15 protein-coding genes are annotated in these 20,018 nt (G+C 57.2%); 11 read left to right on the top strand and 4 right to left on the bottom strand.

Annotated elements, in window-relative coordinates:
• Positions 1-137 precede the first annotated feature (137 nt).
• Entirely contained in the window at positions 138-2,525 is a 2,388-nt protein-coding gene (locus tag MKFW12EY_RS13535) for a SulP family inorganic anion transporter (protein ID WP_221053174.1), read from the bottom strand.
• Between the two features lie 17 nt (positions 2,526-2,542).
• Entirely contained in the window at positions 2,543-2,998 is a 456-nt protein-coding gene (locus MKFW12EY_RS13530; RefSeq protein ID WP_054763446.1) for an adenine nucleotide alpha hydrolase family protein, read from the bottom strand.
• Between the two features lie 377 nt (positions 2,999-3,375).
• On the opposite strand from MKFW12EY_RS13530, the gene MKFW12EY_RS13525 reads away from it, so the two are divergent.
• The 4 genes from MKFW12EY_RS13525 (at position 3,376) to MKFW12EY_RS13510 (ending at position 11,076) form a co-directional block, all read left to right on the top strand.
• Complete coding sequence (locus MKFW12EY_RS13525) at positions 3,376-4,329, top strand: HpcH/HpaI aldolase/citrate lyase family protein (protein ID WP_064027431.1); 954 nt, start codon at positions 3,376-3,378, stop codon at positions 4,327-4,329.
• Positions 4,330-4,467: 138 nt separating this feature from the next.
• Positions 4,468-5,649: a malate--CoA ligase subunit beta gene (locus tag MKFW12EY_RS13520; RefSeq protein WP_064021289.1), complete on the top strand. Its 1,182-nt coding sequence runs from the start codon at positions 4,468-4,470 to the stop codon at positions 5,647-5,649.
• A 9-nt stretch (positions 5,650-5,658) separates the two neighbouring features.
• Complete coding sequence (gene sucD, locus MKFW12EY_RS13515) at positions 5,659-6,546, top strand: succinate--CoA ligase subunit alpha (RefSeq protein ID WP_064021290.1); 888 nt, start codon at positions 5,659-5,661, stop codon at positions 6,544-6,546.
• Between the two features lie 312 nt (positions 6,547-6,858).
• Complete coding sequence (locus MKFW12EY_RS13510; protein ID WP_221053173.1) at positions 6,859-11,076, top strand: DEAD/DEAH box helicase; 4,218 nt, start codon at positions 6,859-6,861, stop codon at positions 11,074-11,076.
• A gap of 36 nt (positions 11,077-11,112) precedes the next feature.
• Here the strand turns inward: MKFW12EY_RS13510 and MKFW12EY_RS13505 are convergent, their stop codons facing one another.
• Complete coding sequence (locus MKFW12EY_RS13505) at positions 11,113-11,430, bottom strand: hypothetical protein (RefSeq protein ID WP_054763172.1); 318 nt, start codon at positions 11,428-11,430, stop codon at positions 11,113-11,115.
• Positions 11,431-11,837: 407 nt separating this feature from the next.
• On the opposite strand from MKFW12EY_RS13505, the gene MKFW12EY_RS13500 reads away from it, so the two are divergent.
• The 7 genes from MKFW12EY_RS13500 to MKFW12EY_RS13470 all read left to right on the top strand — a co-directional run bounded on the left by MKFW12EY_RS13500 (position 11,838) and on the right by MKFW12EY_RS13470 (position 18,425).
• Complete coding sequence (locus MKFW12EY_RS13500) at positions 11,838-13,988, top strand: adenosylcobalamin-dependent ribonucleoside-diphosphate reductase (RefSeq protein WP_221053172.1); 2,151 nt, start codon at positions 11,838-11,840, stop codon at positions 13,986-13,988.
• Between the two features lie 20 nt (positions 13,989-14,008).
• Positions 14,009-14,278: a type II toxin-antitoxin system toxin DhiT gene (gene dhiT, locus MKFW12EY_RS13495; protein ID WP_054763173.1), complete on the top strand. Its 270-nt coding sequence runs from the start codon at positions 14,009-14,011 to the stop codon at positions 14,276-14,278.
• Positions 14,279-14,281: 3 nt separating this feature from the next.
• Positions 14,282-14,530 carry a DUF2442 domain-containing protein gene (locus MKFW12EY_RS13490; protein ID WP_054763174.1) on the top strand — a complete coding sequence of 83 codons (249 nt, stop codon included), beginning with the start codon at positions 14,282-14,284 and terminating at the stop codon, positions 14,528-14,530.
• 62 nt (positions 14,531-14,592) lie between these two features.
• Positions 14,593-15,276, top strand: coding sequence for a TSCPD domain-containing protein (locus tag MKFW12EY_RS13485; protein ID WP_054763175.1), 684 nt, complete (start codon positions 14,593-14,595; stop codon positions 15,274-15,276).
• A 56-nt stretch (positions 15,277-15,332) separates the two neighbouring features.
• On the top strand, positions 15,333-16,190 hold the full coding sequence (locus MKFW12EY_RS13480) for a hypothetical protein (protein WP_221053171.1): 858 nt from the start codon (positions 15,333-15,335) through the stop codon (positions 16,188-16,190).
• A 1,088-nt stretch (positions 16,191-17,278) separates the two neighbouring features.
• The gene (locus MKFW12EY_RS13475) at positions 17,279-17,488 is read left to right on the top strand and encodes a DUF2283 domain-containing protein (RefSeq protein WP_054763176.1); all 210 of its coding nucleotides are present in this window, start codon (positions 17,279-17,281) and stop codon (positions 17,486-17,488) included.
• A 481-nt stretch (positions 17,489-17,969) separates the two neighbouring features.
• A complete protein-coding gene (locus tag MKFW12EY_RS13470) occupies positions 17,970-18,425 on the top strand; it encodes a YaiI/YqxD family protein (RefSeq protein ID WP_054763177.1) in 456 nt (151 codons plus the stop codon).
• 211 nt (positions 18,426-18,636) lie between these two features.
• Here the strand turns inward: MKFW12EY_RS13470 and MKFW12EY_RS13465 are convergent, their stop codons facing one another.
• Positions 18,637-20,004: a type VI secretion system contractile sheath domain-containing protein gene (locus MKFW12EY_RS13465; RefSeq protein ID WP_221053170.1), complete on the bottom strand. Its 1,368-nt coding sequence runs from the start codon at positions 20,002-20,004 to the stop codon at positions 18,637-18,639.
• Between the last annotated feature and the right edge of the window lie 14 nt (positions 20,005-20,018).

The raw sequence follows: 20,018 nt of genomic DNA, 5'->3' as shown, positions 1-20,018 counted from the left end.
TCATGGTTTAAACGCCCAGTGTATTAACGGACCGGCAGCGGCTATCCCCACGGCCACCGGCGGTTTCCGCAAGCAGCCGGTGGGCGTTCGGCAGCCGGTAAGGCCGGGCTGCCGATTTCGAGCGGGCGCCGCTGCCGTCAATTTGTTCTCGGGTCGTGGCGTTGCCAATAACGATTGGCCAGTAAAACGTCCCGAATCGGCGCATGGTCGTTGTCGTGTTTGACGACCAGTACCGGTATGGCGGAGTTCGCCATGATTTCCGTAGTCGTGCTGCCAAGCAACACGGCGGCGGCTCGGCTGTGGCCGCGGGTGCTGATCACGATCAGGCTGGCATCGAGCCGTTTCGCCCATTCCAGAATGCTGCGCGTCGCGTCGATACCTTCTTCGTAAATCGGGTTGACGCAGATGCCTCGGGTATCGGCGGAAACCACGAACCGGGCAAATTCAGCTTCCTCCTCGCCGCGTTTGATCGCGTCGTGCTCTTCGTAACGAATTACCGAGTCGTCAACGAACACGTGTATCGCCGAACATTCGCCGACGCCGGCGGCCCTGGCGATGGCCGCAGCCTGAGACAGGCCGGCGGCAGAAGATGCCGAGAAGTCGATAGGCACCAATATGCGGCGGAATTCCGGATTGCTGCCGTTGGGCACCATCCAAACGGAACCCTGGCCCAGCATGGCCAAACGGCGCGCCAGCGAGCGCTGGCCGCTGCGGTCGGGACGGTGTCCGAGCAGGGTGACGTCGGATTTTGCCTCGAGCGAGTGTCCTACCAAGGCATCGATCCGGTTCGGGCCGTGCAGCAATCGGTAATGAACTCGGGCTTTCGGCAATTTTGCGGCCAAGCGCTGTTGCACGGCCTCGCGCATGCGCTCGAGCAGATCGCCGGCCGCGTCTTTCGGATTGGCGACGTGGACAAAGTAAAAGGTTTTGCCGATACCAAGTTCGGCAAGGCGCTCGACGTAGCGCAGCAAGCCGGCGTCTTCGCCCCTGAGCGCCAATGCGACGCTGACGTTATCGAAATTCAGCGCTGCCGTTGCGGGGGTGGAGAGTTTCGCCGCCGGTTCGATTGGCTCAGCCGCCTTATGGGCTACCGCGGGCGTGTCGCAGAAACGGCGCGCCGCAAAATAGATTACCAGCGCGGCCAGAACCCCGGTTAGAAAGTCGGTGGCTGGCACCATCACCGCGGTAAACACCATCAGGACGGCGTGGAAACGGTTATGGCCGAACACCTCTTTGATTTCGGAAACCTTGATCATGTTCGAGGCGACCCATAACAAAATGCCGCCGATACAGGCCATCGGCACCAGTTCCAAATAACCGGCAATGTAATATGCCAATGTCAGTTTGAACAAGCCTTTGAAGTAGCCGGCCAGCGGCGTGACCGCGCCCGCCTTAATGCTGGTCGCGGTGCGGGCCAGAGCGCCGGTACATGGAAAGCCGTTTACCATCGGCGTAATAATCTGCACCAGCCCCTGGCCCCAGAACTCCTTGTCCGGATTGAACGGCGTTTTGCGGTTCCCGGCCAGACGGTCGGCCATCGACGAGCATAACAGGCTTTCGACGGCGGAAACGAACACGATAGCGGCGACGAAGTAGGCAATGTCGGCGACGACGCCGGCGGTGATGTCGGGCATGGCTGGCGGCGTAAAAACGAAGAAATTATTCGGAATCGAGCCGTAAATGTCACGGACCAAAATGACGCCCTTGTCTGCCAGCACCGTAGCGGCCAGCGCTGTGGAAATGCCGATTGCGATCAGCGGCGCCGGGATGAAGATGGATATGCGCAGCAAGCCCTTGGTCAGGATAAAGGTCATCAGGCCCAGCATGACCGACCACAGGTTGATTTTGTCGAGATTGGAAAAGGCTTGCGTCAGGTTGTGCAGCATGCCGCCTTTGATATCTTCGTCCTCTCCCAGCAGTTCGTTGAAACTCTCGATCCCCAGGATGGATTCCAGGTTGGTCAAGGCAATCGCCGTGGCGATGCCGACCGTAAAACCGACGATGATCGAATTGGGTACCAGCTTGGCGTAGCGGCCGAGTCCGAATAAACCCATCAACATCAAGATCACGCCAGCTATCGCCGATACGAGTACCAGGAAGCCGTGCGCTTCGACGAAGCTGCCGCCGTTGGCTTCGCCGTATTTCTGCATCAGTCCGGCGATGATGGGGATGAAGGCTGCGGTCGGTCCGGAGACCTGATATTTGGAGCCGCCCCAGGTTCGGCCGATGATGCAGGCCAATGCACCGGCAATAATCCCTTGCTCGGGCCGCAGCCCCATGGCCATGGCGAAGCCCATAGCCATTGGAATTGCCGTCAGCGCGACGACCAAGCCCGCACTCAGGTCGCGATAGGTGGTTTTTAGCCAGGTCTCGCGCGTCAGGTCTTCGAATCGGTCATCCCAGAAGGTGTTGAAGCTTTTCAGCCGTTGCAACACAGTGGCCGAACGCTCCGGAGCCGAATGGGCGAGCTGGTCCGGGTCGCTGGCGGCGGCCGGTCGGTAACGGTTTTTTTCGATTGAATTCATGGTTAGCTCTCAGGGATTCACGCAGGGTAAGCGGTAGCGGCGGTTAAAATCTCGACTTCGGTGATTTTCAATTTGCTCTTCCGGATAAACGGAATCGGGTCGAAGCTGTCCTTACGGTGCAGCGCCAGCCGGTAATGTTTCGGAATAACCGCCTCGTCGATCTGGTTCCCCGCCAAAAAGTTATTGAAGGCGGCTTGGTTCCAACCGGTAAACAAATCGGTTCTGATCGATACCTCTTTATCCGCATGTCTGCGCAGCATGGCGCGATAGGCATTGACGTAGTCGCGGCTGCGTAGGCCGCGGATGGTTTCTATCTTGGAGAAAAACAACAAATCGGAGATCGAATCGGGTAACGACATGCAATAAGTCAAAACGATGTCGAGCGGACGGCTTTCGGAATGGGAAATAACATGTTCGACCAATTGCAGAGACGGCTCCGAAAAATCGGTCGGTACTAATACGGTTTTTTTCATGGCAGCCACTTACCGGGTTGTTGGGTGGCATCGATTCTAGCCACCGCAACTTTCACCGGGCTTACATGAAACTTACATCAACCTTTCGTCCGGATTCCATTTCGCCAATCCGGGCGCGGCTGGTTGCGAATCTCTGCCGGATCGGCGAATTTTTCGTACTTTAACGACATTGAGCCGGTCGCCCGCGCCGGCATGGAAGCCGCGTCGGCTTGGCCTGCCGCTAACCGCGCCGCCGCTTGCCGCGGTTGCCGGAATTGTGCTGTAAACGCCCGTAAGCGTTGACTTTACTCACCCCGAAAGTAAAATGGCTGGCTATTTTTAGCCAAGAAGCGACTGCCGATTCAGCGGTCCGCTCTCAGACCTTAGGAAAACTATTCATGAGCCACACCCTCTACCAAGCCAATGCCCAACGGGTACAACGTTGCGAACTGGCAGTGCCGGGTTCCAACCCGGATATGTTCGAAAAAGCCCTGAAAAGCGGTGTGGACTACATCTTTTTGGATTTGGAAGACGCGGTTGCACCGGACGACAAATTGCAAGCGCGCAAAAACGTGATCCAAGCCATCAACGACCTGGATTGGGAAGGCCACGGCATTACCTTGTCGGTGCGGATCAACGGCCTGGATACCCAATACATGGTGCGCGACGTGGTCGATCTGGTCGAGCAGGCCGGCAGCAAGATCAAAACCTTGCTGGTGCCTAAAGTCGGCGTTTACGGCGATGTGTATATGGTCGAGGCGATGCTGAACCAATTGGAGATGCAACAAGGCCTGAAGAACCGGATCGGCATCGAAGCCTTGATCGAGACCGCGCTGGGCATGGCCAACGTCGAAGATATCGCCAAACAGGGTTCGATCGGCGGCCGGCTGGAAGCCTTGCACTTCGGTGTGGCCGATTATGCGGCCAGCAATCGGGCACGCACCGTCAACATCGGCGGTTTGAATCCGGATTATCCGGGCGACCAGTGGCACTTTGCGATCAGCCGGATGACGGTGGCTTGCCGGGCCTACGGTTTGCGGCCGATCGACGGCCCGTTCGGCGACATCAAAGACCCGGAAGGTTACAAAGCCGGCGCCCGCCGCGCCGCCGCGCTCGGTTGCGAAGGCAAATGGGCGATTCATCCGTCGCAGATCGCGCTGGCAAACGAAGTTTTCACGCCGCCGGCCGCCGAAGTCGAAAAAGCCAAACGCATTCTGGAAGCGTTGAAAGAAGCCGCCGCCCAAGGCAAGGGCGCCGCCGCACTGGACGGCCGCCTGATCGATGCGGCTTCGGAGCGCATGGCCAATAACATCGTGCGCATGGCCGAAGCGATCGCCGCCAAAACCCGATAACAATCATGTAGGTTGGGTTAGTCCCGAGCGAAGGCGAAGGGCGTAACCCAACACAAAGGCTTGCCATGTTGGGTTACGCTTCGCTTTTATGCCCTGGGAGTTAACCCAACCTACCTTTTCAAAATCACGAGAGAGTCCATGGACATTCATGAGTACCAAGCAAAACAGTTGCTGTCCGAATACGGCGTGAAAATCGCCGAGGGCGGTCTGGCTTATAGCCCGGAGGATGCGGTGCAACGGGCGCGCGAAATCGGCGGCCACGTCTGGGTGGTCAAGGCCCAGATCCACTCCGGCGCCCGCGGCAAGGCCGGCGGCATCAAGGTTTGCAAAACCCACGAAGAAGTGGCGGATGCGGCCGAAGCCTTGTTGGGCAAGCGCTTGGTGACCCACCAAACCGGACCGGCCGGCAAACAATGTTTGCGCCTGTACGTCGAAGCCGGCACCGACATTGCGAAGGAATTGTATTTCAGCCTGTTGATCGACCGTGCCCACGAAAAAATCGTCATGGTCGGCTCGGCGCAAGGCGGTATGGAAATCGAAGAATTGGCCGAAACCAATCCGGACGCGATCAAAAAAATCCATATCGAGCCGGCCGTCGGCTTGCAGGATTTCCAGGCGCGGGAAATGGCCTTCGCCTTGGGCCTGGACGCCGACCAGGTGCCGCACGCGGTTAAATTGATTCAAGGCTGCTACCGCGCCATGCGCGACCTGGACGCCAACATGGTCGAGATTAATCCTTTGGTTGTCACCGGCCACGGTGAAATCATCGCGCTGGACGCGAAAATGGGCTTCGACGACAACGCCTTGTTCCGCCGCCAAAAAATCTCCGAACTGCGCGACAAGACCCAGGAAGACCCGCGGGAAATGGCAGCGGCCGACCGCGGCTTGAGCTACGTCGGCCTGGATGGCGACATCGGTTGCATGATTAACGGTGCCGGTCTGGCGATGGCGACGATGGACATGATCAAACTGGCAGGCGGCGAGCCGGCCAACTTTTTGGATGTCGGCGGCGGCGCCTCGGCGGAGCGGACCGAAAAGGCTTTTCGCATGGTATTGCAGGACAAAAACGTCAAGGCGATGCTCGTCAACATTTTTGCTGGCATCAACCGCTGCGACTGGATCGCCGAAGGCGTGGTGCAAGCGGTGAAAAACATCGATATGAAAGTGCCGCTGGTGGTGCGCCTGTCCGGTACCAACGTCGAGTTGGGCCGCAAAATCATCGAAGACAGCGGTTTACCGATCATCACCGCCGATACGCTGGCGGAAGCCGCCGAGAAAGCCGTAGCGGCACGCAATCAAGTCGTCGCGGCCCGAGGATAAGGAAACAACATGGCAATTTTTATCGATAAATCCACTCGCATCATCGTCCAAGGCTTTACCGGCAAGATCGGTACCTTTCATGCTCAGGACATGATCAATTACGGCTCGAACGTGGTCGGCGGCATTACGCCGGGCAAGGGCGGCCAGAAACATCTGGACCGGCCGGTATTCAATACCGTCAAGGAAGCCGTCGAACAGGCCGGCGCCGAAGCCAGCATCGTGTTCGTGCCGCCGGCTTACGCGGCCGATTCGATCATGGAAGCGGCCGAAGCCGGCATCAAATACTGTGTGGCGATTACCGACGGCATCCCGACCCAGGACATGATGAAAGTCAAAATCTTTCTGAGCCGGTTTCCGAAAGAAAAGCGCATGGTGCTGACCGGCCCGAATTGCGCCGGCACCATCAGCCCCGGTAAATCGATGCTGGGGATTATGCCGGGCCACATCTATATGCCTGGCAATGTCGGCATCGTCGGCCGTTCCGGCACGCTGGGCTATGAAGCCGCCGACCAAATGAAACGCCTGGGGATAGGCGTGTCGACCTCGGTCGGTATCGGCGGCGATCCGATCAACGGCAGCTCGCACCGCGATATTTTCGAACGCTTCGAGCAGGACCCGGAAACCAAGGTGGTGATGATGATCGGCGAGATCGGCGGCCCGCAGGAAGTCGAAGCCGGCATGTTCGCCAAGGAAAACATGAGCAAACCGGTGGTCGCTTACATCGCCGGTTTGACCGCGCCGAAAGGCCGGCGCATGGGCCATGCCGGCGCGATCATTTCCGCGTCCGGCGAATCGGCGGCGGAAAAAGTCGAGATGCTGCAGCAATTCGGCGTTACCATCGCGCCGACCCCGGCGGCGATGGGCGAAACCGTAGCCAAGGTTCTGGCCAAACTCTAAGCCGGTTCCGGCCTCGACAGACTAAAGCCCGCCCAGCGCGGGCTTTTTTATGGCTATGTTCGCGTTAATAGTTGAATGAGAACGAAGCCGTCATCCCGGCATACCCAAAGGGCACAAGTGGATTGCCGGGATCCAGGGCACAAGGATGTGTTGAAACTTTGCCATCCGTGGCTTCTGGGCCCCGGCAATCCATGCCGGGGCGACGCCAACTACTAACGCGAACATAGCCTTTTTTATGCCATTTGCCCGCTTGCGGCTTCATCAGGCGCGGGCAAACTGGTACTATCGCTGGTTTTTGTTTTCCGTCGCAACATGCCATCCGCACGTTTACTAGAGCGCCTTAAAGCTTATCAATCGCTGACCGCCGACCAGCAAACCGTCATGAAGTTGTTGGCGCTTTATTACAGCTACAGTTCGCTGACCAATCTGGCCAAGTGTCTGGCTAACGTGGATATCAAAGAGGGCGGAAAAGCCCTGAAGTCGGAAGCGGTGAAAACCCGCCTGAAACCGTTGTTGAAACTGGGGTTGGTCGAGGAGAACGCCAAATCCGGCGGCAGCCGTTGTTGCCGGACGCTGGTGGAAGTCATCGCCCGGCAAATGGTCGATACCGGCGAACTCTCGCGTTACGCTGCGGCGGTTCTGGCTGCCAATCCGCCCAGTATCGGCTATTACCGTTACAGCAGCGTCGACGATTGCATTCGCGAGGCGCGCTTGCAGTTTTACCGCGGCGATTACGGTAAGGTCGACGAATGTCTGGAAGGCGGCGCCCGCTACCTCGGTAAATTGCCGGCCGCAAACGAATTGTATTTGTCCTGGTTTTTGAATCCGCTCGACAGCGTCTGGTTCAGCAAAAACCATCCGCAATTGTTGGTCGGTTTGGCCGGATTCGCCGGCTTGCACCAATTGCTCTATCTGTACGCCGATCCGAAACTCGAGGAATTGCTGGCAAGTTTGATGTTTGCCGATAACGGCGAGGGCTTGGATTTTCTGAATCGGGTCGGACTGGAATTGCAACTGCTGCGCGGCGAATGGGAGGCCGTGGAGGTCCGAACCCGCGGCACAGTCGATCCGGAATTGCAGGCCCTGGCCGCGGCATTGGCCTTTCTGCGCGGCGATCATGCCGAAGCCGTCAAACTTTACGAGGCCGCGCTGGTGGCGCAACGCAAACTGGCCGGCCAACGCAACGCCTATTTTTACGGGTTGGCCGGCGTGTTTTACCCGCTGGCGATACTGAAACACAACGACGCCAAACAGCGCGCCAAACTCGGTACGCTGCTGAACCAAGCGATCAAGGGCGACGGTTATTGGATCGGCGTCTACCACGATCTGGCCTTGTTCAATCGTTTCCTGCAAGGCGAACTGCAGTTGCGCAGCCAATTGCTGGCAGCCGATCCGCCGTACAAGATCGGCGACGGTTACCGCGACAGCGGTTTGCCGGAGACCTTACATACGCTGCCGCTGCTGTTGCACGTGTTGTCGTTGCTGATCAAATTCTGGGTTAAGGCCGACCACTTCCAGCGGGTCGAGCCGCTGACGCAAAAGCTCTACCGGCATCTGTCGGATAACGGTTACCGCTGGCCGGCCGCCGAACTGGCCAATGTATTCAAAGCTTTGGAACCGCCGCGTGCGCAACAGTGGGATTGCGGTTTTCTGCAGGGCCGCCCGGCCTTGAGCGATTTGTTCGCCAGCCGCGCCGATTGGGAGCTGGCTTTGGATGCGCTGACGAATCTGCCGCTGGCCGACAAAAAAATTGCCGCTGCGCCGGCGATAGACAAACCCACCCGCCTGGTCTGGCTGTTGGCTTACGACGAGAACGGCCATCGGGTGCGGATCGAGCCGCGCGAGCAAAAATTGCAAGCCAAGGGCAGTTGGAGCAAGGGGCGGGCCGTGGCATTGAAGCGGCTGGCGCAGGAGACCGACCAGTTCGATTATCTGAGCGAACAGGATTTGAAGCTGTGCGCCCACATCAAGGAATACCGCGACAGCGGTTGGTACGGCGGCTCCACCTTCTTCGACTTCGACAGCGGCATGCCCCAGGCTTTGGTCGGCCACCCATTCCTGTTCTGGGCGGATACGCCCGACGCCAGAGTGGAAGTGCTGAAAGGCGACGCCGAATTGCGGGTCAAGAAACTGGACGGCGGCAAGATCAAGATTACGCTGGAGCCGCAACCCGGTTACGAGCAGAAATTTCATGTCGGCAAGGAAACGCCGACCCGGTTGCGGGTGGTCGAATTCAGCCCCGAACACCATAAAATCCACGGCGTGCTCGGACCGAACGGCCTGGAAGCGCCGGCTTCGGCGCAGGAACGGGTATTGCATGCCCTGACCGCTATTTCCGGCGTGTTGACGGTGCATTCCGATATCGGCGGCAGTTCCGCCAACGCCGAGCAGGTTACGGCCGACAATACGCCGCGCGTGCATTTGTTGCCGCTGGGCGAGGGCCTACGGGTGGCGGTATTGATACGGCCGCTAGCCGAGGGCGGCGCCTATTACCGGCCCGGCCACGGCGGCGAGAGCGTGCTGGCCGAGCTGGACGGCCGCCGGGTACAGGCGGTACGCGATTTGGCGCTGGAAAAACAACGCGCCGCCGGCATCTTGCAGGCCTGCCCGGCACTGGCTGCGGCCGAGCAGGACGCGGCCGGGGAATATTTGCTGGAAGACGTGGAGCCGTGTCTGGAATTGCTGTTGCAACTGCAGGCGCTGGCCGACGGGCAGGCGATTCTGGAATGGCCGGAAGGCGTCAAATTCAAGGTGCTGGGCCAGACGGCCGGGGCCGGATTGAATGTGCAGGTCCGGCGCGACAACGACTGGTTCAGCGTGCAAGGCGAGTTGCGGGTCGACGAGAATACCGTGGTCGAAATCCGCCAATTGCTGGGCTTGTTGGACGAACGCCAGGGCCGTTTCCTGAAACTGAAAGACGGCCAATTCTTTGCGTTGACCGAAGAATTCCGCCGCCGGCTGGAAGATTTGCGGGCTTACGCCGACTTGAGCGGCAAGAAAGTTCGGCTGAATCCGCTGGCGGCGCTGACTTTGGAAGATTGGCAGGACGAGGCCGGTTTTCAAGCCGACCAGCATTGGCAGAACCAATTGCAGCGCCTGAAACAGTCGCGCGACTACCAGCCGCAACTGCCGTCCACCTTCCAGGCCGAGCTACGCGACTACCAGATGGCCGGCTTTCGCTGGTTGGCGCGGCTGGCGCACTGGGGCGTCGGCGCCTGTCTGGCCGACGACATGGGTCTGGGCAAGACCGTGCAAGGCTTGGCATTGCTGTTGGCGCGGGCACCGGACGGGCCGAGCCTGATCGTCGCCCCGACCTCGGTCTGTATGAATTGGGAAAACGAGGCGCGCCGTTTCGCGCCGACCTTAAACCCGCAAATTCTGGCCGGCGGCGACCGCCAGGGTTTGCTGGACAACCTGGGGCCTTACGATTTGTTGATATGCAGTTACGGCTTGCTGCAGCAGGAGACCGTGGCCGAGATGCTGGCCAAGATTCGGTTCCAAACCGCGATTCTGGACGAGGCGCAATGGATCAAGAACATCGCCACCCGCCGCTCGCAAGGGGCAATGAATTTGCAGGCCGATTTCAGGCTGATCATGACCGGCACGCCGCTGGAAAACCATTTGGGCGAGCTGTGGAATTTGTTCCGTTTCATCAATCCCGGCTTGTTGGGATCGCTGGAGCAATTCAACCGCCAATTTGCCGGGCCGATCGAACGCGACGCCAACCCCGAAGCCCGCTACCGGCTGAAAAAGCTGATCCAACCCTTCATCCTGCGCCGTACCAAGACCCAGGTGCTACAGGAATTGCCGCCGCGCACCGAGATTCCGGTTTACGTCGAGCTCAGCGCGGAAGAAATGGCGTTTTACGAAGCGCTGCGCCGGGAAAGTCTGGAAGCGTTGGCCAGTGCCGAGGCGCCGGCGGGGCAAAAGCAATTGCAGATTCTGGCCGCGATCAGCAAATTGCGCCGCAGTTGCTGCAATACCCGCCTGGTCAATTCCGGCGTAGCCTTGCCCAGTAGTAAGTTGGCGGCCTTCGGCGACATCGTCGACGAACTGTTGGACAACAAGCATAAAGCGCTGGTGTTCAGCCAGTTCGTCGACCATCTGCAATTGATTAAAGAATACGTCGAACAACGCGGCATCGCTTACCAATATCTGGACGGCAGCACGCCGGCCAAGGAGCGCCAGCAGCGGGTCGACGCCTTCCAGCGCGGCGACGGCGAGTTGTTTTTGATCAGTCTGAAGGCCGGCGGCGTCGGCTTGAATCTGACCGCTGCCGATTACGTGATCCATATGGACCCATGGTGGAATCCGGCCGTGGAAGACCAGGCTTCCGACCGTGCCCACCGCATGGGCCAACAGCGGCCGGTGACGATCTATCGGATGATCGCCAAGCAGACCATCGAAGAAAAAATCGTTGCGCTGCATGGCCACAAGCGCGATCTGGCCGATAGCCTGCTGGACGGCGCCGACGTCAGCGGCAAAGTGTCGGCGGACGAACTGCTGAGTTTGATGAAGGGCGACGCCTAACGCAAAAATCCGGCCGCGGCCGGATTTTGCCGAAGTTTATTGCCCGCGCAGATTGTGTTTTTTGCGGGCGATGTTGCGGCTGGCCTTGTTTTGCTGGTGGTTCAACCGGGCGCGTTCCGCCGGCGTCACCACACCGTCAGCCTGGGCTGCGTTTTCCTGGCGTTCGATCCGCATTTGCTGGCGTTCCAGGCGGTTGGCTTCGCGCCGGGTCAATTCGCCGGATTCGATACCTTGTTCGATGCGTTGTTCTTGGATTTCCTGGCGGTGGTCGACGCGGGGCATGTCGACGTCGGCCCAGGCGGTTTGGCAAAGCGTCGTAACGGCCAGCAAGCCGAATTTGGTAAAAGTATTCATTTGTGCCTCTTCGAGAAAATAGGTATCCCACCGCCGCAGCTACCGCAGGGTGGCCGTCCGGCCCGTTAGAACTGCACAGCCGGTAGCGGCATTTTAGCCGGATTTATTAACCCCGCCTTAACTCGCGGCCGGCCGTGGCTGCCGCTAATCGTCGCCTTGCGAATTAACACTCGCCGCTAAGCCGTTGAGTTAAAAAAACAAGTGCTTAAATAGCGAGTCGCTAGTAAAAAATCCTGCTTTCAACACAACATATTGTGTTAATATTTTTCGAAAGCACTATATCCAGTATGCGGCCGCACGGGGCATTTTATGCCGCAACGCTTGCCGCATCGAACTTTCCGGCGTGCCGGCCCAGCCGGTAACGCCGTTCCGTAAACCCACTCAATCCATAAAAAGGGAAGCCACGAATGACCGCAAAACTTCATGTTGTGACGCCAAACGATACCGACATTCCGCTACAAAGCGCTTCGCTGGACATCTGGGACAGCAAGTACCGTTTGAAGACCAAAGACGGCCGCGCCATCGACGAAACCATCGACGATACCTACAAGCGGGTCGCCAAGGCCTTGTCCAGTGTGGAGAAAACCAAAGCCCTGCAGGAAAAACATTACAAAGAATTTCTGTGGGCCTTGCGCAAGGGCGTGATTCCGGCCGGCCGCATCGTTTCCAACGCCGGCGCGCTGGAACACAAACCGGCCACCTCGACCATTAACTGCACCGTGTCCGGCATCATCGAAGACTCGATGGACGACATCCTGCGCAAGGTCCACGAAGCCGGCCTGACCTTGAAAGCCGGCTGCGGCATCGGTTACGAATTCTCGACCCTACGCCCGCGCGACGCCTACGTCTCCGGCGCCGGCGCCTATACCTCCGGCCCGCTGTCGTTCATGGATATTTACGACAAGATGTGCTTCACCGTCTCGTCCGCCGGCGGCCGCCGCGGCGCGCAAATGGCCACCTTCGACGTGGCCCATCCGGACGTGGTGGATTTCATCCGCGCCAAACGCGAAGACGGCCGTCTTCGCCAGTTCAACCTGTCGTTGCTGATTACCAGCGAATTCGTCGAGGCGGTGAAAAGCAACGGCCAGTGGCCGCTGTCGTTCCCTATCACCGAGCGCGAAGCCAACGCCGATAAACTGGATTTGACCGACAGCAGCAAGATTATCTGGCGCGATCTGCCCAACAAAAAAGGCTACGTCGTCAACGGCGACGGCCTGGTGGCTTGCCGCATCACTAAAGTCATGCCGGCCCGCCGCTTGTGGGACATCATCATGTCCTCGACCTATGATTACGCCGAACCCGGCTTCATCCTGATCGACAAAGTCAACGAGATGAACAACAACTGGTTCTGCGAGCACATCCGCGCCACCAACCCCTGCGGCGAGCAGCCGCTGCCGCCTTACGGTTCCTGTCTGTTGGGCTCGATCAACCTGACCCGCTTCGTGCATCAAGCGTTCGGCAAGGAAGCCTCGTTCGATTGGGACGATTACCGCAAGACCATCCGCATCTTCACCCGCATGCTGGACAACGTGGTGGAAATCAACGGCTTGCCGCTGGAAAAACAGCGCGACGAAATCGTCGGCAAACGCCGCCACGGCATGGGCTATCTGGGTTTGGGCTCGACCATTACGATGCTGGGCATGAAATACGGCGACGAGGCGTCGCTGGCCTTTACCGAACAAGTCACCAAAGAACTGGCTTTGGAAGGTTGGCGTACCGGCCTGGAGCTGGCCAAGGAAAAAGGCCCGGCGCCGATCATGGAGCAGATGTTCGAAGTCACCGGCGAAATGCTGCACAAACGCCCGGAAATGAAGACCGACGGCTACAAACTCGGCGACCAGGTGCCGGGTCGGGTATTGCACGCCAAGTACAGCCGCTACATGCAGAAAGTCGCGCAGGAAGAGCCGGAATTGGTGGCGGAACTGGCCGAAGTGGGTTGCCGCTTTACCCACCACAGCTCCATCGCGCCGACCGGCACGATTTCCTTGTCGCTGGCCAATAACGCCAGCAACGGCATCGAACCCAGCTTTGCCCACCACTATTCGCGCAACGTGATCCGCGAGGGCAAAAAGTCCAAGGAAAAGATCGACGTATTCTCGTTCGAACTACTGGCCTACCGTCATCTGGTCAACCCGGAGGCGATGCCGTATAGCGACGATCCCAAGCAAAAACTGCCGGATTACTTCATCGCCGCCGACGATATTTCACCGAAGCAGCACGTAGATATCCAGGCCGCCGCGCAGCGCTGGATCGACTCGTCGATTTCCAAAACCGCCAACGTGCCGACCGACTACCCGTACGAAGACTTCAAGTCGATCTACGAATACGCCTACGAGCAAGGCCTGAAAGGCTGCACCACCTTCCGTTTCAATCCGGAAGTGTTTCAGGGCGTATTGGTCAAGGAATCCGATTTGGAAAACACCACCTACCAGTTCACGCTGGAAGACGGCCACGTCGTCGAATTCAAAGGCAACGAAGAAGTGGAATACGACGGCGAAATCCACACCGCCGCCAACTTGTTCGACGCGTTGAAAGAAGGCTATTACGGCAAGTTTTGATTTGCCTTGGGAGAAACGCCATGCCAGCAATTTCAATGTTTTACGGGATCATCGTCTACATGTATTTTCTGGATAACAAACAGCACAAGCTGCCGCATATCCACGCCAAATACCAAGGCTATGAAGTCGTGGTTGCGATTCCCGAAGGCGAAGTTTTGGAAGGCGAGATACCTAAAGCCCAAATGAAACTGCTGCAAGCCTGGATAGAATTGCATAAGGACGAATTGATTGCCGACTGGCAATTGGCGGTAACCGGCGAACAACCCTACAAAATCGAGCCGTTGAGGTAAGCCATGAATCCGAGAGTCAAATCGGTACAAGCCAGCGACGATTACTCGTTAATGCTTGAATTCACCGACGGTAGCCGGGGCGTTTACGACTGCAAACCGTTGTTGGATTTCGGCGTATTCAAGGAGCTGAGCGACAGGCAGTATTTCAAACGCGCCGAAGTCATTGACGGCACGGTGGTTTGGCCGCATGAGCAAGATATCTGTCCGGATACGCTGTACCTTGATTCGGTAAAACTGGCAAACGCCTCTTAGTTTTTAAAGAACATTTACGGCTCGTTACCTTGGCGAGCCGACAACCTTTTTAGGCAAACGACATGACCCTACACAAAATCAACAAAAAAATCGTCGGCTACAAAGTGCTGAGCAAAGACAACGCCGAAGCCGCACCGCAGGCGGAACAAGAAAAACCGTCGCTGGAATCGATGCACGAAAACGTCGAGCGGCCGGAAGTGTTGTTGGGCTCGACCTACAAAATCAAAACCCCGCAGTCCGAGCACGCCTTGTACATCACGATCAACGACATGATCCTGAACCAAGGCACCGCCCACGAGGAACGCCGGCCCTACGAAATCTTCATCAACAGCAAAAACATGGAGCATTTCCAGTGGGTATTGGCCTTGACCCGGGTGATCTCGGCCGTGTTCCGTAAAGGCGGCGACGCCACCTTTTTGGTGGAAGAAATGAAAGCCGTGTTCGACCCGCGCGGCGGCTATTTCAAGAAAGGCGGCGTGTTCATGCCTTCATTGGTGGCGGAAATCGGTTCGGCCATCGAATCGCACATGAAGCATATCGGCATGATCAAATCGGAAAAAATGACCGACCACCAAAAACAGTTTCTGGCCGAAAAACGCCGCGAATTCGAAGCCGCCCACGGCGAGTCGGATGCGCAGGCGTTTCCGGAAAAGGCCGTGTTGTGCGTGAAGTGTTCGACTAAGGCGATGGTGTTGATGGATGGGTGTATGACTTGTTTGAATTGTGGAGAGTCGAAATGTGGGTAATGGCGTAGGGCGGATGCCGATAGGCGATCCGCCATTCGATGCTGATGTAATCTATTGTGGAAGAGTCAAAACGAATCAAGAAATTACGGCGAGAAATCATCTCGGTGCTTCCAACGTTTCCAAATAATGGTGAAACTAAAGAATTGCTTGATGGAATGTTTTTAGGGACCTTGCTTATTCATTATCTCAATTGGGTAATCAGGTACGTTGCTATTAAACCGCGCAAAGTTTTAATTGAGCCAGCTGTCACGAACCATCCGAGCTGGCGCAACCTTAAAAACCAGGTTTATGTGTTGCTTGAAAAAGTTCGGAATGGAGAAAATTTAAATCCACATCTTTCTAGACTGCCACGAACTCGTGGTTATTCGCCATCAACATCAGAAATAGGGCATGATGTTGATCGTTGGGTGGATAAAGATTTTCTCCTGAATACTATGGGGTTTCATCATTTTCATCTTGGTATGAAATCTGAAAAAAATGGATATGTTGAGCGAACTAACGACTTAGTATTTGCGAATGTATCTCGAGGAACGTTCACGTTAATGGGTATATTCGATCATTCAGTTTTTGAATTTACTGATAATTCGATGAGCGATGAGAGAAAACGGCTTTGGGCAATATTCAATTCCTACATTACTCGTGGAGTTCCGTCTGGGACTCCTGTTTTTGCTACGCAAATTGCGACGTCAGGCCACCCAATTCATGTAATCGAAACAGCAGGTCAATATTCAAGAATCATTTATCAGATCGATTCAAAGTTGGATAACAATGAATATTTGCGTGATTTATATAGAAGTAATAATTTAAAAACACCGAAAAAATTGAAATTTGAATGGATGCTTAATTTTTCCGATCTTTTGCTTCTCGAAAAACATAATAATCATTTTTTTGTAATGCATCGTGGATTCAATTAATTCGTATTATGAATCGCTATGGCGAAGCCCTCGTAGCCGGGTGGGCACGGTTTTTGTGCCCACGCGGAATTTAAAACTTACATGGCTATTGTTTCGCTAACGCGAAGTTTAATTTAACGCCTGTTCGCGGACCGGCAACCGCGATACTTTCTTTTGCGTGGCCAAAAGAAAGTATCCAAAGAAAAGGCCACCCCGATGCCGCTTATATCCTGCGCACCGAAGGGTTTGAGCGGGGTTTTCGGAAGGGCTGTCCTAGCCCTCCGAAAACGCGCGGCATCCCTGCCGCGCCCCTGTCGGACTAATCCGCCCAAACCCTCCGGTGCTCGGCGCGGCATAAGGGGATTTTCTGGTTCCCACGTGCTACGTGGGAACCCTCGGCTTGCCCGCGCTGCGGTGCAATTCGCCGCAGCGCGGCGAATCTGAATTACCACGCAGCGCGTGGTAACTAGCCGGGTAGGGTGGGCACGGGTTTTGTGCCCACGCGGAATTTAAAACTTACAGGGATATTGTTTCGCTATCGCGAAGCCTAATTGTACGCCGGTTCGCGGACCGGCAACCGCGATACTTTCTTTTGGTTGGCCAAAAGAAAGTATCCAAAGAAAAGGCCACCCCAATGCCGCTTTGATCCTGCGCGCCGGAGGGTTTGAGCGGGGTTTTCGGAAGGGCTGTCCTAGCCCTCCGAAAACGCGCGGCATCCTTGCCGCGCCCCTGTCGGGCTGATCCGCTCAAACCCTCCGGTGCTCGGCGCGGCATAAGGGGATTTGGTATGCGCTTCGCGCAAAAAGGTGTGGCCGCGTTGCGGCCCTTTCTGGTTCCCACGTGCTACGTGGGAACCCTCGGCTTGGCCGCGCTGCGGTGCAATTCGCCGCAGCGCGGCGAATCTGAATTACCACGCAGCGCGTGGTAACCAGAAAATTAGGAAATCTAAGGCATTTGACTGGTAACCAAGCTCCGGCTTGGTTACCTGATCTTGGAAGCTCCTGCTTCTCGACTAAATTAACAAAAGCTGGAGCTTTCAAGATAAAGTTCCCAAACTGGAGTTTGGGAACCAGGAAACCGGGAAAACACGTCGGCTGGTGAGGAATCTAATGAAATTAAATTATGACCCGGAGACGGATTCGCTATATATCCATTTGCGGGATATACCGTCGGTTGATTCCCGTGAAATTTCGGATGGACTTATATTGGATTTTGATGCCGACGGAGTTGCTGTGGGTATCGATATACAGCATGCCGGTAAGATGGCGGATATACATTTTCTGACGACGATGAATATTCCATACCATCAAAAAAAATAGGCATGTTTTCTGGTTCCCACGTGCTACGTGGGAACCCTCAGCTTGCCCGCGTTGCGGTGCAATTCGCCGCAGCGCGGCGAATCTGAATTACCACGCAGCGCGTGGTAACCAGGAAAACCAGAAAATTAGGAAATCCAAGGCATTTCCGGTATCTGCGGAAGGCCTTTAAGCTGGCGCGGGGGTTCTTCCCGTTATTCCGCCCCGAGCATCGCAGATTTTGACGAGATTAGCCCGAAGGGGCGATGCATGGATGCATCGCGTTTTCCGCAGGGGCTGGGAAGCCCCTTCGGAAAACCCTCGGCAAAATCGAGAAGCGCAGGATTAGGGCGGAATGCTGGGTGTCGTTTCTTTTGGATACTTTTCTTTGGACAAGCAAAGAAAAGTATCCCGCTTGCCGGTGCGGGAACCGGCATTAAAAAGCATCCGTCGCGATAGCGACACCATTAAACCAAACAGCAATAAACGAACACTCCTACTCACCATGCAAATCTGGATCGACGCCGACGCCTGCCCCAAAGCAATCAAAGACATACTGTTTCGGGCAGCGGAACGTTGCCAATTGACGACGACGCTGGTGGCGAACCAATCCTTGCCACTGCCGCCGTCGCGTTACATTCGGATGCTGCGGGTCGGCGGCGGTTTCGACGTGGCGGATAACGAGATCGTGCAGCGCATGTCGGCCGGCGATTTGGTCGTGACCGGCGATATTCCGCTGGCGGCGCAGGTCATTGCCAAGGGTGGGCACGTCATCGATACCCGCGGCGAAGCGTACAGCAGGGACAATATCGGCGAGCGGCTGGCGATGCGCGATTTCATGGACGGCCTGCGCTCCAGCGGCGTCGACACCGGCGGTCCGGCGGCGCTGAGTTCGCGCGATGTGCAGAACTTCGCTAACCAGTTGGACCGCTTCCTGGCTCGCCATGCCGGCTTGAGCTAAATCGCCCGGGCGATATGCGTAGCCGGCGTATTGGTTGCCCCGGTCAAAAGGCGCGATTCAAGCCGGCAGCGGTCGGCGCCGGGCGATGGCGATTTGGTGCGGCGCTGCAGGCCAGTTCCGCCGGCATGGGGGCGCCACGGCCCGGCGACGGTTTTGCGCGACAACCGATCCGGCACCAGCGCCAGCGCAACGCATCCAAGCGCAGTAAAATTCAAACCAAGGTCGCTGCATCCAACAATTTTACGCCCCGCCGCTGGCGGAAACAGACCACCGGCATCAGGCCGCGATCCCATAATTGATGGGCCTGCTTTTCGTTCAATACCACTTCCGTTGCCGCTTGCAACACGCTTTCGCCATCCTGCGGATAACTGAACGCCGGCACGTCGCCGAAAAAACCGGTGGATTCGTCGACGGTTTGCTCGGCTTTGACCAGGAAACGGGCGGCGAGAAAGGCGGGGTTGCTCCACAGCAATTCGGCCGTATCGGGCGGGACGCCGCATTCTTCGAAATCCAACCCTTGTAGCGGATCGCGCTTGGCGCCGTAAGGCAGGCGTTGCAGTATGCCGGGATAGGCCAGCATCAAACGCTCGCCGCCGACTTCGGCGCAGATTTCCGGCCATTGTTGGCCGGTTGCGGAAGCCGGATCGAGCAGGTTCGCCGCCAGTTCGTGGCCGGCCGCCGTTACAAAACGGGCGTGGCAAGCGGCGGCCAATGCGCTGCAATAGCGCAGGGTGGGGCGGTCTTTGCCGTCGGCGTTGAAGGTGTAATCGCCCAGCAGCAGCACTTGCCGGCCGGCGTCGGCGGTTTGCAAATGCGCGGCCAGTTTTTGTTTCAGCGTGTCCGGTTCGTTTTGCGCAGCCTGGGCCAGTTCCTGCTGGCTCAGATCGAGTAAAAACCATTGCTGGGTGTCGGCGCCTTCCTCGTTCAACAGGTCGCGCAGGGCCAGCCATAACGCCTCCAACCCGCGAAAATCCGGGCTGTGCAGTAGCGTGGCGATAAATTGCGAGATGGTGGCATCGACCACGGCGGCCAGCGCCTGGTGTTCGGCGCTGACCGACTTTGCCACGTGCGGCGCGACCATGTCGCGTATCAACCGCTCCACCGAATCGGTAGCGGGCGACGTAGCTTCCGGCCGCTTACCCAGCAGGCGTTCCAACATGTCTTCCTGGCTTTCGCCGGTCGGTTCGGCCGGGACCGGCGCCGGAGCTGAGGCCGGAAAGAAGGCGCGGATTTTGGCTGCGGCCTGCTCGGCGTTATGCGGGTTATGCAAATCCCGTTTCAATTGTTGCAGGTCGGCCAACAACTTGATTTTGCCGATCCAGGCGTCCGGGTGGAAATCTTCGATGGCTTCGAATGCCAATGCCGAACCGGGGCCGAGTTCGATGCTAGGCGCGATTTGCCGCATCACCTGTGCGAAGTTGTCGACGTCGATTTTGCGAATCGGCCGTTGCGGCCAAGCCGGTTCGTGGCGGCCGGAGAAACTGCCCAGCACATAAACCCGGTAACCTTCGCCGCCGGAGCTTTTGCGCTGTGCGCCACGGGTCTGAAACCCCATCGTGAAATCGATTCCGCCGGCCATAAGCTCTCCTGGTC

Origin of the sequence: Methylomonas koyamae (assembly GCF_019669905.1) — a bacterium.
Lineage (GTDB): Bacteria > Pseudomonadota > Gammaproteobacteria > Methylococcales > Methylomonadaceae > Methylomonas > Methylomonas koyamae.
The sequence above is the reverse complement of the archived record's forward strand: the minus strand, read 5'-3'. Positions and strand labels throughout refer to the sequence as shown.

What these genes read in the sequence shown, in the direction of transcription:
- MKFW12EY_RS13535 (WP_221053174.1), bottom strand. Translation starts at nt 2,525, where the DNA reads ATGAATTCAATCGAAAAAAACCGTTACCGACCGGCCGCCGCCAGCGAC.
- MKFW12EY_RS13530 (WP_054763446.1), bottom strand. Translation starts at nt 2,998, where the DNA reads ATGAAAAAAACCGTATTAGTACCGACCGATTTTTCGGAGCCGTCTCTG.
- MKFW12EY_RS13525 (WP_064027431.1), top strand. Translation starts at nt 3,376, where the DNA reads ATGAGCCACACCCTCTACCAAGCCAATGCCCAACGGGTACAACGTTGC.
- MKFW12EY_RS13520 (WP_064021289.1), top strand. Translation starts at nt 4,468, where the DNA reads ATGGACATTCATGAGTACCAAGCAAAACAGTTGCTGTCCGAATACGGC.
- sucD (WP_064021290.1), top strand. Translation starts at nt 5,659, where the DNA reads ATGGCAATTTTTATCGATAAATCCACTCGCATCATCGTCCAAGGCTTT.
- MKFW12EY_RS13510 (WP_221053173.1), top strand. Translation starts at nt 6,859, where the DNA reads ATGCCATCCGCACGTTTACTAGAGCGCCTTAAAGCTTATCAATCGCTG.
- MKFW12EY_RS13505 (WP_054763172.1), bottom strand. Translation starts at nt 11,430, where the DNA reads ATGAATACTTTTACCAAATTCGGCTTGCTGGCCGTTACGACGCTTTGC.
- MKFW12EY_RS13500 (WP_221053172.1), top strand. Translation starts at nt 11,838, where the DNA reads ATGACCGCAAAACTTCATGTTGTGACGCCAAACGATACCGACATTCCG.
- dhiT (WP_054763173.1), top strand. Translation starts at nt 14,009, where the DNA reads ATGCCAGCAATTTCAATGTTTTACGGGATCATCGTCTACATGTATTTT.
- MKFW12EY_RS13490 (WP_054763174.1), top strand. Translation starts at nt 14,282, where the DNA reads ATGAATCCGAGAGTCAAATCGGTACAAGCCAGCGACGATTACTCGTTA.
- MKFW12EY_RS13485 (WP_054763175.1), top strand. Translation starts at nt 14,593, where the DNA reads ATGACCCTACACAAAATCAACAAAAAAATCGTCGGCTACAAAGTGCTG.
- MKFW12EY_RS13475 (WP_054763176.1), top strand. Translation starts at nt 17,279, where the DNA reads ATGAAATTAAATTATGACCCGGAGACGGATTCGCTATATATCCATTTG.
- MKFW12EY_RS13470 (WP_054763177.1), top strand. Translation starts at nt 17,970, where the DNA reads ATGCAAATCTGGATCGACGCCGACGCCTGCCCCAAAGCAATCAAAGAC.
- MKFW12EY_RS13465 (WP_221053170.1), bottom strand. Translation starts at nt 20,004, where the DNA reads ATGGCCGGCGGAATCGATTTCACGATGGGGTTTCAGACCCGTGGCGCA.